This window comes from Acetobacter sp. AC2005 (genome assembly GCF_037901235.1).
Classification (GTDB): Bacteria; Pseudomonadota; Alphaproteobacteria; order Acetobacterales; family Acetobacteraceae; genus Acetobacter; species Acetobacter oryzoeni.
On the sequence record NZ_CP149625.1, the window covers coordinates 705029 to 716827 of the forward strand.

Below are 11799 nucleotides of genomic sequence, written 5' to 3' on the forward strand. Positions count from 1 at the left end.
GGCTTTACTGTGTTCGCACAGGACTATACAATTCTATGACCGATACGGCTTGGACAAATGGTTCATCCTACACATGGATTGGCCCTACTTCAGGGGGGGGCGTGGGACGATGCAAGCAACTGGCTCTATAACGGCCAGCCCGCACCCAATGCGCCAGATGCTCACACATCAGGCACCGTAACCATTCCGGCTGGAGCAGATGTTACCATTCCGTCAAGCGTGACGGATCTGGGATATATGACTATAGACGTACAGGGCCAGCTGAGCATTGCCAGCAGCAACAGCAATCTGGCATTTGCCTCTCTGGTAGTGGATAACGGCGGCAGCGCCACCATTTCACGCGCGCTGACAGTAAGTGGCGGCCTGACAGTCAACAGCGGCGGCACGGCCACGGTCAAGGATGTTACGCAGGACTGGAACGCCTCAAACTTCCGGTTCGGTGTGGCCTCTGGCGGCACGCTGAACTTTGATCATTCCAATGTTGTCATCGGCACGGTCAGCGGCGCCACGGCCGGGGCGCTGAACATTACCAATGGCTCCAATGTCAGCACACAAGGTAACAATCTCAACTACAGTGGCCCCATTACGGTCACATCCTCCACCTTTACGCCCAATTTTGAATATGATGGCACGCTTACGCTGAACAATGGCGCAACCGCCACGTTTGGCAACAACACATGGCCCAAAGGCACCGTTGTGTTTGGCACGGGCAACAACACGGTGGTGCTGCCAACAGATGGCAAGGCCGCAGGTGTCTCCATTACAGGCCTGAAAGAGGGAGACAGGCTGGGCGTGAACGGGCAGGATGTTGCAACCGCCACACTCAGCTCCAACAATGTGAGCCTGACCACGACATCAGGCCAAACCGTTCAGCCCAAGTCTGTCACGTATGACAGCTCCTACAAGGATGCGCCTACGCAGGGTGAAACCCAGACCATCACCATTGATAGCGGGCAAGGCGTGATCTGCTTTTTGGCAGGCAGCATGATTGCCACGCCCAACGGTGTGGTGGCGGTGGAAAACATCCGCCGAGGTGATGAGGTGTTAACGTTTGTAAACGGCGCAACCCATGTGCGCCCGGTGGTGTGGGCTGGCATGGCGCAGGCCACGGTTAACCCCGCCCTGCCCGATGATATGGCCGGTTACCCCGTGCGCATTCTGGCCGATGCCATTGCGCCGGGTGTGCCGTATCAGGATCTGCTGGTAACGGCGGAACACGGCATTTTTGCCAATGGCAAGCTGGTGCCCGCCCGTATGCTGGTAAATGGCAGCAGCATCTTTTTTGATCGCTCCATAACCGAATACGCCTATTACCATGTGGAAACAGCCGAACACAGCATCATCATGGCCAATGGGATGCTAACGGAAAGCTATCTGGATACAGGCAACCGCCGCAATTTTGTATCCGATGGCAATGTTGTAACCATTGGGGCCAAGGCCAAAAGCTGGGCAGAACATGCCGCCGTGCCGCTGGGCACTGCGCGCCATGTGGTGGAACCCATCTGGCGTGTGCTGGCCGCACGTGCGGCCCAAGTTGCGGGCCGCAATGCCGCCCCCGCCAAGCCGGACATCACCCACAGCCACGGGCTGCACCTTGTTACGCCAGCGGGTACGGTTATTCGGCCTTTGCGGGCCATGGGGCGCAATATCTCCTTCATGCTGCCCGCCGGGGTAGAGAGCGTGCGCCTTGTTTCTCGCGCTTCTCGCCCATGTGATGTGGAAGGCCCGTTTGTAGATAAACGCCGCATGCTGGGCGTGCTGCTGGGCCGCGTAACGGTGCTTTCTGCTGGCAAAGCCGTGGATGTAACCGCCCATCTGGCAGAAGAAGATGGCGCAAATGGCTGGCAGGATATGCCCCAGCCCACAACACGGTGGACAGATGGCAACGCCCTTCTGCCACTGGGCGCCACCACGGCGCGCGGCCCCGCGCTGCTGACGGTGGAAGTGTTACAGGCTGGCCCTTATCTGGCCACTCCGGCGGCCTTTACGCTGCCACTTGCCGCCAACGGCTAACGCCCACTTTGCCCCCGCATGTTGCCCAACGTGCGGGGGTTTTAGTTTCCGCCGCCGGGCCTGTTCTTCCATTCTATGGATTGATCGGCGATGTAATAGGTAATGGCGGAAATAAACAGCCATAGCGGCCCCGCCACGCTGTTTTCCAGCACCAACGCCACGCCCATGCTAAATGCGGCAATAGAGAGCGTAAGAATAACGCAGCAGCACACCACGGCCAGAGGCCAGCTTTTGGGCCATCCCTTTTTAGGCTGAGACATGTGGCGGCGGTATCCTCATCTTGCCCGCGCAACGGGGGCTGTGGTGCTGTGTTATTGCGTATCGTAATCAACTGGGCAGCGTGGCACAATATACGCAGCGAATAGCTGCCCCTACCGTGGCCCTATGCACGCCCACGCAAAAGCACGGCCCCAGCAACCTTTTTGTGGATGCACAAAACCCGCACACATGGCAGGTAAAAATGGCGCTGGGGCACGCAAGACAAGGCCGCTATAAAATTACGCGGATACACCTTTTAACGGGGCAAAATTTTCATCCTTTGCCACAATAACAAAGTGCTTGCCGTAACCTATTGTTGTGCCCCGATCATGCAGTTCATCCCGCACATCTTCATGGGCTTTATCTGTCCAGCGCTTACGGTCTGCTATGGCATACACATCCGCCCACGGCAGGGTGACACAGTTTTGGCCAGATTTTTCTAAAATGCTCTGCAATGCCTGCGCAACAAGGGCAGATTCTTTGGGCTGAGACATATGGGGATATCCTTATTTTTGCCCGCACAACGGGGCTGTTGATGCGGTATTATGGCGCACCTTGCCCGCCGGGCACACTCTACGCAGCGAATAGCTGCCCCTACCGTGGCCCTATGCGCGCCCACGCAAAAGCACGGCCCCAAAGCCCACAAACACACAGCCCGTTATGCGGTTGAACACGCGGCGAATGGCAGGACGCTGCAACTGCTGGGCCAGTGTGTAACCGCCTATGGCGTAAACGCCGTACCACAGCATTTCCAGCAGCGCGAAGGTGGTTATCAGCACCACAAATTGCGGCAGTTGCGGGGCATGGGGCGCGATAAACTGCGGAAAAAACGCCGCCGCAAACAGCAACAGCTTGGGGTTGCTCAGCCCCACCCAAAACCCCTTGCGCCAGCGCCCCCATGCGCTGCCCTGCACCGCACTTTCTGCCTGTACGGTGGTGGATACGCTGGGCGTGGCTTCAGTGGCCGGGGGCGTTTGCCCGCCTTCCACCCATGCCTGTATGCCCAGCCAGATCAGATACAGGGCGCCGCATATGCGCAGCACGCCAAACAGATGCGGTGATGCCGCAAGTGCAGCCCCCAACCCGGCGGCAGAAGCCACAAGCACCAGCACAACCGCACTTAAGCAGCCCAGCATGGTGGCCACCCCGCGCGCCATGCCCACCCGCGCCACACTGGCCAGTACATGCAGCATGTTAGGGCCGGGAATCGCGCACAGAAAGAACACAATGCCGCAGAACACACCCCAGTTGTGCCAGGTCATACTACAAGCCTTACTGTATATTTATAAACATAGTGAGAAACACAGCCTGTTTTACACATACCCCCACCACAACGCCAGAAATGGCGGTACACAGCCGTGTTATAACAGTTGATGAAAGGTTCCATCACTTTTCGTTAGTTTAAACATTTTTAACTTTTGTATTTTTAGTTTCCTTATTCATCTCAAGCATATTAGCCATTTCCAAACTTAATTCGTATTTAGAAAGCATCTGTTATGGCGACATCCACAATTACCATTGCCAGCAATCAAACCGTTGTGCTGGATGCCAAGACAGTAGGCACAGACCCAATTACCGTAAACTTTACTGGTGAAGGCGGTAATCTTGACCTTGAAAATCTGTCCCCCCACTCGTCCAACACTCCGTGGCCCCACATTGCAATTACCGGAGATTTTGGTGGCAGTTCCACCAATGTCGTAACATTTATCAATGCTTCTAAGCTGTCCACAAGCATCAGCGGTATAACCTATAGCTCGACCACAAACCTCACCACAATTTCGCTTACAGATGGCTACGGCACCCCCATTGCCACCATTACTGCGCCAAATGATATTTATAATGTGGGCAGCGGATATATCACTCTGGCTTCAGCTGCCAACACAAACAGCAATGGCCAGCTCACAGTCTGCTTTCTGGCAGACAGCATGATTGCCACCCCAAAAGGTGCCGTGGCCGTGCAAGATCTGCACGCCGGGGATGAGGTGCTGACTTATGTGGGCGGCGAAGCCTCTGTTAGCACACTCAGTTGGGCTGGTATGGCGCACTGCACCGTAAACCCCGCCCTGCCGGACGATATGGCGGGCTACCCCGTGCGTATTGTAAAAGATGCCATTGCTGATGGTGTGCCATATAAGGACATGCTGCTGACTGCCGAACACTGCCTGTTCTTTAACGGCATGTTTATTCCCGCCCGTATGCTGGTAAATGGCAGCAGCATTTTTTACGATAAATCCATCACCTCTTACACTTATTACCACATCGAAACCCCAGACCATGCCGTGATTATGGCGGACGGCATGCTGACAGAAAGCTATCTGGATACAGGCAACCGCCGCAGCTTTACCCAGAAGGGTAACGTTATCCAGCTTGGTGGGGCTGCCAAAAGCTGGCAGGCAGATGCCGCCGCCCCGCTATGTGTGGATTGGGATGCTGCAAAAGCCATCTTCTCCCAGATTGCGGTTCGCGCACCACAGGGCACATACACGGCACCGCGCACCACGCACGCGCCAGAATTGCACCTTGTTACAGAACGCGGCGCCACCATCTGGCCTGCAAACTGCAAGAACGATACTTACAACTTCATTCTACCTGCCAACACGCAGGCGGTGCGCATTGTCTCCCGCGCCAGCCGCCCGGCGGATGTGATTGGCCCGTTTGTGGATGATCGGCGCACCCTTGGCGTGGCTGTGGCGGAAGTTACCCTGCTGTCTGCCGCAAAACATCAGGCCATAACGGCGCATTTGCAGGCCGAAAAGCCCGAAGGCTGGCACGCAACAGACTGGACAGACTGCGCATGGACAAACGGCAACGCTGCACTCCCCCTGCCTGCACAGCATACCGCAGGGGCTATTTGCATGCTGTCTGTTAAAATTCGCGCTGCCGGGCCCTACCTTGCGGACGATACCGCGCAGGATGTAGCCGCTAAAATGGCCTGATCTGCCAAAACTTGTTTACGCATTGGGGTGTTAAAACAGCGCCCCAATACGCTCTGCTTTACGTGGCAGAAGTTATCACTTTTGCGTATCATGCTTTTGTGCTGCGCGGTTTTTTTGTAAAATAACCGGCATGCTTCCTCCTCATACCCCCTCTCCGCCTGCATGGTTTGCCGCCAAGCGTTTTGGCTATGGCGCGGGCCTGCCTATTGCGTGGCAGGGTTGGGTGGCCTTGGGGCTTTTTTTGGCTGTTACTTTGGGTTCCACCTTTGGCCTGTCGGTTTTGCCCCTGCGCAGGCCGCTTTTGGCCGTGGGCGTGGTGATGGTGCTTAACCTTGCCGCCACGGCGGCCTTTTTTTGGGTGTGCAAAACCCGCACCAAAGGCGGGTGGAAGTGGCGCTGGGGCACGCGGGATTAACACACACCCCGCAAGCGCCTGCATACGCAAAAATGCGGTCTTATCACTCCTCGTTTGTAAAAACGGGCTTGGGCAAGGTGGGGGCATGCTATCGGGGTATGTCAGCCACATCTGCCAGATATCCATGGTGCGGCTATGGGTCAGGCGGAGCATGCAGGCCAGCGCCATGCTGGAGCGGAGTGTGCCATCAGACCATGCTGCATATGCGGCGTTGCATTCTGCCTTCTGATACTGCTTCCAATACTGCTGCGCTGCATGAAAATCCGCCAAAGCGTGCTCTGGATCAGCCGATTGACGTATGCGCCCTTCCGCCGCTGCACTGTAGCGCTCTAGCTCCTTTTGCGCTTTATCCAGCCCCTGCTTTTGGCAGGCCACAATTTCTGGCGTTGTCAGGCCCGGGCATTTATCCGCAGCGCGTGCCGGCACGGTGCACAGCACACTGGCCGCGCCAAGCAGGAAAACCGTTTGTATCTTCATGTGCCACGCGCATCCTTGGGCCTGTTTATGGGGTGCAACCTGCCAGTTCTGCCCGAAGGTAGGATGCCAGATCCGTAACACCCTTTACGGGGTTTGTTGGGCGATCATACCGCTGGTTTATGAATATTGCGGTCATATTTGCGTAAGATCGAGCTGCTTTGTCTGAAAAACCATTGGCCTTGTAATACGCAAGCCATGCGGTGGGCGGTATGTCCTCCACCTGCACGGGGTGTTGCAGAATATGCGCAAAAACCTGTGCCACATCCTGCGCGGTGTACGGTGTGGGGCCTTCTATATAATACACCCCAGCTTCCTGCACCGGGGCCATAAGAAGCTGGCCTGCCAGATGCCCCACATCCTGCGGGGCCACCATGGGCACGGGCAGCGTGGCGGGCAGAAGGCTCATCACCTTGCCGGATGTTCGGGCTGCGGGCACGGCAGAAAGCCAGTTGCTCATGTAATACGCGGCACGCACGCAGCACAGCGGTATGCCTGTTTGGCGGGCGCCCTGCTCCAGATCATACAACACGCCCAGATCTGCACAGTGTGCGCCCGGTTGCGCCCCGTAGGTGGATTGCACAACAATTTTTTCCAGCTTTGCACCGCGTAACGCCTGCAGGATGGACTGCACGGTAGCGCGTTCTGCGTGATCCGTATCCAGCGCGGGGTTGGCCGGTGGGTTGAGCAAAAAGGCCCGATCCGCTTTTTGGAGCACCAGCGCCAGTGCATCTGTATCATGCACATCCACCAACGCCACACTGGCCCCACGTTGCGCCCATGCCGCAGCTTTTTGGGGTTACGCAGCACAACGGTTACAGCCTGCCCCTGCTGCAACAGATATTGCGTAACGGCTGTGCCCACATGGCCAGAGGCTCCAAGAACGGCAAACATCTTTTTCTTTTCCTCATACGGCTGGGTGCGGTGCATCTTTTCCACCCCCATAGTCCTGCCTAAGCGTGCAAGAAACTCCACCTTGCACGAAAGCCGATGATGCCCACACCGCCAGCGCCTTCCGCCCCCCGCAAGCGCCCCTTGCCCAACACGCAGGACTGGCCGCCTTTGCCCGGCACGCGCGCCTATATGGCCCGCCAGCTTGCGCAAGATACCGCCACCGTGCGCCAGATTGTGACAGTTTTGCAAAACTGCGCCGAGCAGATTGCCCCGCTTGTGGCGCAGCTTTACTTCCGCACCGGCCCGCTGGCTGTGCTGGAGTGCACCGCCACCCTGCACGCGCTGGCGGATGACATTGCGCATGATGACCCCCAAACACTGGCCGAACTAGCGGCAGAGCACACCCGCACTGGCTGATATGTGGGTTTTGGAAACATCCTTGCCCTGCTATGTTGCCCCTTCGCCACGCTGCGCGACAAAACAGAAACCGTATAGAGGACAGACCTTTTGAAACGCAGAAACCTTTTTGCCGCTTCTCTGGCTGCCGGCGCATTGGCCGCCGGGCGCAAAAGCTGGGCCAGCGTGCCAGAGGCCGCACAGGCCATGGGCCGCACCGCGCTGCCCGGCACCGTGCCAGCCCTAACGCCCGCCCGCGTACATGCAGACCAGATAATGGACATTAAGGTGTGCCTGCGCCCCTTCCGCCCCGCTGGCCCTCGGCTGGAAATAGAGCCGGTGGCAGATAAAATTGTGGTGCACAATTATGGGCACGGCGGCAGCGGGTGGTCTCTTTCATGGGGGTCTGCCGCCATGGCGGTGGAACGCGCCGCCCCGCTGATGGAAAAACGCGTGGCCGTTATTGGCTGCGGCATTATTGGCCTTACCACCGCCCTAACCGCCCAGCGCGCGGGCATGAACGTCACCATTTATGCGCGGGACATGCTGCCGCATACGCGCTCTGTTCGGGCCAATGGCAGCTGGACCCCGGATTCACGCATTGCGCTGATAACCGCCGCCACACCAGATTTTGCCGCCACGTGGGAGCGCATGGCCCGGTATTCGTGGCAAACCTACCGGGAATATCTGGGCCTGCCCGGCAACCCGGTAGATTTTAGAGACAATTACATTCTCTCTGACACCCCACCGGATGAGGCCGACCATACCGAACCTACGCCCGACATTAGCAAAGGTTCCTATGCCTCTACCGGTATGCCGCAAAGCGAGGCCGAGTTTGCCAAATATGCAGACAGGATAAAGGATATTATACCCGCAGCCGAGCTTCTGGCCGGGGCGGATAATCCCTTTCCCGTAGCGTATGCGCGGCGCAAGCCCATTATGATCTACAATTTTGGCGCGTTCGGCCACGCCCTGCTTTCTGACTTCTATCAGGCTGGCGGGCGGATTGAGATACGCGAGTTCCACAGCCCATCAGAACTGGCAGACCTGCCCGAGCGTGTGGTGTTTAACTGCACCGGCTATGCGGCGCGAGATTTGTGGGGTGATAAATCTCTTATTCCCGTGCGCGGGCAAACGGCGTGGCTGCCGCCACAACCGGCGGCCAATTATGGCGTGCGTTACAAGGGTGCGGCCATGCTTTCCAAATCCGATGGGCTGATGGTGCAGGGTGTCAACCTTTCCGGGTTGGGGGAACTGGAAGGTGTGGGCAACAGTATGGAACAGCCCAACCGCGCGGAGGCCGAACAGGCCGTGGCCGTGTTTGAAGATCTGTTCTCCCGCTTTCGGCCCCGCAGAGGATAACGGCATGGCACAGCACCCCATTTTTGCAAAACAAACCCAAAAGGCCAAAGGGTTTTGCGCAGCACTGTTGGCCGTAACCGGGCTTGCGGCCACTACACACGCAGCCCTTGCCGCCCCGCGCCATGCCTCTGCAACGCCACCCGCCCCCACAGCACCCAGCTTTACCGCAGAGCAGGCAGACCACGGGGCGCAGCTTTACGCAGGCACCTGCGCTATGTGCCACGGTGCAGCGCTGGAAGGCGCGCATGATATGCCGCCCCTGCGTGGGCTGTTTGTGGCACGCTGGGCCAACACACCGCTGAACAAGCTGTACGCTTACATCACCCACGCCATGCCGCTGATGGCACCGGGCACCCTGCCCCCGCAGGACAACATAGATGTAATGGCGTTTTTGCTGCGTGAAAACGGCACGGAACCGGGGCACACACCCCTACCGGCGGATGAAAACCGCTTGGCGCAAATGGTGTTTCCCGCCCCCAATGCGCTGCCGCCTGTAAAAGCGGCGCAACCGGGCAAGGCCCCGCGCACACGGTAAAAAACAACCCCGCCCACTGGTTTATGTGGGCGGGGTTTTTAAAATGTATCAGGCATTTTGGCCTGTTTTACAAAGCGTATGGCTTACCATTTAAAGCCAATGCTGCCCTGGGCATTTCGGCGCTCTCCATAATAGCACCATTCCTGCCCGTAAGAGGCATAGGCCATGCAGTTGCCGATATACTTTTTATCAAACAGGTTACGCACGCTGGCCGCCACGCTCCACCCACGCAGGGAGGGTGAAAGGTTGGACAGATCATACCCGATGGAGCCATCAAACACCGTGTATTGTGGCACATGCACGCTGCCGTAGGAGGCCTGCCCCCCATAGCTTGGAGCGGAATAACGCAGGCCACCGCCAAAGCCAAAACCCTTCATCACCCCTTTGGGCATGGTGTAATAGGCAAACAAAGAAGCATTGCCCTTGCCAGACTGCATAAGCGGCTTGCCGGTGGAATCATCCTTTACCTTCTGCACGCTTACGGCTGCGGTAATCATCAGGTTTTTATATGGCTGGGCGTGGGCTTCAAATTCAAAACCATCTGAATGCACCTTGCCACTTTGCGTATTGTAGCCCAGATTGCCCACAGCCACCAGCACGTTGGTTTGCTCGATATGGAAGCCCGCAGCCGTAAGCAGCACGGATGTGCCGGGGAACTGATACTTCACGCCGCCTTCAAGCTGTTTGCCCAAGGAGGGATCTGCCTGCCGGAAGCTCTGCCCCCCATTGTTGGACACAATGCCAGATTGCGGCTGGAAGGATGTGGAATAGCTGATGTAAGGCGCAAGCCCGAAATCAAAATGATACAGGCCAGATGCACGCCACGTAATCTGGCGCGGGCTTTCACTGGTGCCGGTGTGGCTGATATAGTTCATCTGGTGGGATCTGTACCAGTCATTCCGCAAACTGCCTGTTACAATCAGGCCTTTCCAGCGTAGTTCATCCTGCGCGTACATGCCAATCTGGTGTGAATCCGTCTGGTAACTCATATACGGGCTGCTCATGTTGGGCATGGTCATGTGGTAATCGGGGTGCAGCACGTTCAGAGAGGGCGCAGAGGCATAATAACCCACTTCTGATGCGCTCTGCTGCATGTAATCAAACCCGAACATCATGTCATGCGTTACAGGCCCGGTGCGCACATGGCCCTTGAACTGGCTATCAAACGCCAGATTATGCGTGTGCTCGTTGGTGCCAAAGGCAGAGCGGGCAAGCATTGTGGGGTCTGTATCATAATAGCCGCCATCATACACGCTGCGATAGATGGTTTTGATATCATCATACCGACCGCGGGTGCTAAAGCTCCAGTCATCATTAAACTTGTGGTTCAGGATATAGGTGATGCCACCTTGCCTGCGGTTGAACTTTTCAAAAGGCACGTCACCATCATAAAAGTTACGTGGCAGGTAACCGTATGAGGCACGTTTGAGGGAGCCCACAAGCGGCACGCCACCATAGGTGCCGTTTTCGGGGTCATACTGATAATTGCCCAGCAGGGTAAGTGTGGTGGGGCCTTTGGCGCCAAAGGTAAAGGCAGGGCTTATGGAAAAACGGCGGCTGCCCGTGCGCGCAAGCTGGCTGTGCTGGCCATTCACCGTGCCGTACAGCCGATACTGCACGGAACCATCCTTGGTGGCATAACCACCTACATCGGCATCCACACGGTACAGATCAAAACTGCCGCCCGTGGTGGTGATATCTCCGTAAAACTGTTTGTCTATCGGCAGTTTGCTGGAAAGGGCCACAAGCCCGCCGGGGCTGGATTGCCCATACAGGGCAGATGCCGGGCCTTTTAACACCTCCACCCTATCTAGGCGCGATGTATCTGTTTGCGCTGTGGCGTACCCGGTGGGGCTGCTTTGCACCTTCAGCCCATCCAGAAAGGTGGGTACGGTAAAGCCGCGCAGCATGAACTGGTCATACCGCGTGCCCACGCCCCCGCCGCGCAGGTCTGACGTAATGCCCGCCGCGTAACGTATGGCCTGATTAAGGCTGAGCACACCGCGCACATCCATTTCATCGCGCGTAATTACTGTTACAGACTGCGCTGTTTCAATCAGCGGTGTGTTGGATTTGGTGGCGGAAGACGCCATGGTGGACGCCCTGTGCGCGCGCACCTCCACCCCTTCAACATGCACGGCGGATGTTGGCGCCTTGTTGGCGGCCTTACCCTGTTTTGCTGCCGTTGCCCCCACCTGCTGAGGCTGCCCGGATGTGGATGTCCGGGTTGCTGCAAGAACCTTACCGCTTATGAAAAATGTAAGGGGAAGCGCACAAAAAATAACCTTGTTGCGGTGCATACCCGTTTTTACCCCGTGGTTCCTGCTGATCTGAGGTGTGGGCAGTTACCAACATTGAGAATCATTTGCAAGACCAAATGATAGCCAGATTTCTGCGGTTTTCTGCCGTTATATAGCGGGTTTGGGGGTGGTTTTGGGGGCCGTAAATGCGCAGGTCATGCCATGCAAAACAGGTGCGCGCGCAGCCTGTATTTGGCCCCAAAATATGGGCGGATG

The 11799-nt window shown here is 57.1% G+C and carries 10 protein-coding genes and 1 pseudogene; 5 read left to right on the forward strand and 6 right to left on the reverse strand.

Translation table 11 applies throughout. The features are described from left to right. Window positions 1-57 precede the first annotated feature (57 nt). Window positions 58-2013 (forward strand): Hint domain-containing protein, encoded by a 1956-nt coding sequence (locus QQM41_RS03320; protein WP_339077696.1) that lies wholly within the window; start codon window positions 58-60, stop codon window positions 2011-2013. Between the two features lie 41 nt (window positions 2014-2054). On the opposite strand, the gene QQM41_RS03325 is transcribed toward QQM41_RS03320, so the two are convergent. The 3 genes from QQM41_RS03325 to QQM41_RS03335 form a co-directional block, all read right to left on the reverse strand. Beyond that, on the reverse strand, window positions 2055-2273 hold the full coding sequence (locus QQM41_RS03325; RefSeq protein WP_050819308.1) for a hypothetical protein: 219 nt from the start codon (window positions 2271-2273) through the stop codon (window positions 2055-2057). A 237-nt stretch (window positions 2274-2510) separates the two neighbouring features. Beyond that, the gene (locus QQM41_RS03330) at window positions 2511-2765 is read right to left on the reverse strand and encodes a hypothetical protein (RefSeq protein WP_087651486.1); all 255 of its coding nucleotides are present in this window, start codon (window positions 2763-2765) and stop codon (window positions 2511-2513) included. Window positions 2766-2876: 111 nt separating this feature from the next. Then, on the reverse strand, window positions 2877-3533 hold the full coding sequence (locus tag QQM41_RS03335) for a LysE family translocator (RefSeq protein ID WP_339077697.1): 657 nt from the start codon (window positions 3531-3533) through the stop codon (window positions 2877-2879). Between the two features lie 234 nt (window positions 3534-3767). Here QQM41_RS03335 and QQM41_RS03340 point away from each other — a divergent pair, with 234 nt between their 5' ends. After that, window positions 3768-5207 carry a Hint domain-containing protein gene (locus QQM41_RS03340; RefSeq protein ID WP_339077698.1) on the forward strand — a complete coding sequence of 480 codons (1440 nt, stop codon included), beginning with the start codon at window positions 3768-3770 and terminating at the stop codon, window positions 5205-5207. 88 nt (window positions 5208-5295) lie between these two features. Here the strand turns inward: QQM41_RS03340 and QQM41_RS03345 are convergent, their stop codons facing one another. Next, the gene (locus QQM41_RS03345) at window positions 5296-6099 is read right to left on the reverse strand and encodes a lysozyme inhibitor LprI family protein (RefSeq protein ID WP_339077699.1); all 804 of its coding nucleotides are present in this window, start codon (window positions 6097-6099) and stop codon (window positions 5296-5298) included. 25 nt (window positions 6100-6124) lie between these two features. Continuing rightward, window positions 6125-6990 (reverse strand): annotated as a pseudogene (locus QQM41_RS03350) (NmrA family NAD(P)-binding protein). A gap of 99 nt (window positions 6991-7089) precedes the next feature. Here QQM41_RS03350 and QQM41_RS03355 point away from each other — a divergent pair. The 3 genes from QQM41_RS03355 to QQM41_RS03365 all read left to right on the forward strand — a co-directional run bounded on the left by QQM41_RS03355 (window position 7090) and on the right by QQM41_RS03365 (window position 9283). Continuing rightward, window positions 7090-7407 carry a hypothetical protein gene (locus QQM41_RS03355; protein ID WP_339078145.1) on the forward strand — a complete coding sequence of 106 codons (318 nt, stop codon included), beginning with the start codon at window positions 7090-7092 and terminating at the stop codon, window positions 7405-7407. Between the two features lie 90 nt (window positions 7408-7497). Continuing rightward, window positions 7498-8748 carry an FAD-dependent oxidoreductase gene (locus QQM41_RS03360; RefSeq protein WP_128104947.1) on the forward strand — a complete coding sequence of 417 codons (1251 nt, stop codon included), beginning with the start codon at window positions 7498-7500 and terminating at the stop codon, window positions 8746-8748. Window positions 8749-8752: 4 nt separating this feature from the next. After that, the gene (locus QQM41_RS03365; protein WP_339077700.1) at window positions 8753-9283 is read left to right on the forward strand and encodes a cytochrome c; all 531 of its coding nucleotides are present in this window, start codon (window positions 8753-8755) and stop codon (window positions 9281-9283) included. A gap of 83 nt (window positions 9284-9366) precedes the next feature. On the opposite strand, the gene QQM41_RS03370 is transcribed toward QQM41_RS03365, so the two are convergent. Then, window positions 9367-11583 (reverse strand): TonB-dependent siderophore receptor, encoded by a 2217-nt coding sequence (locus QQM41_RS03370; RefSeq protein WP_050819300.1) that lies wholly within the window; start codon window positions 11581-11583, stop codon window positions 9367-9369. Window positions 11584-11799: the final 216 nt, after the last annotated feature.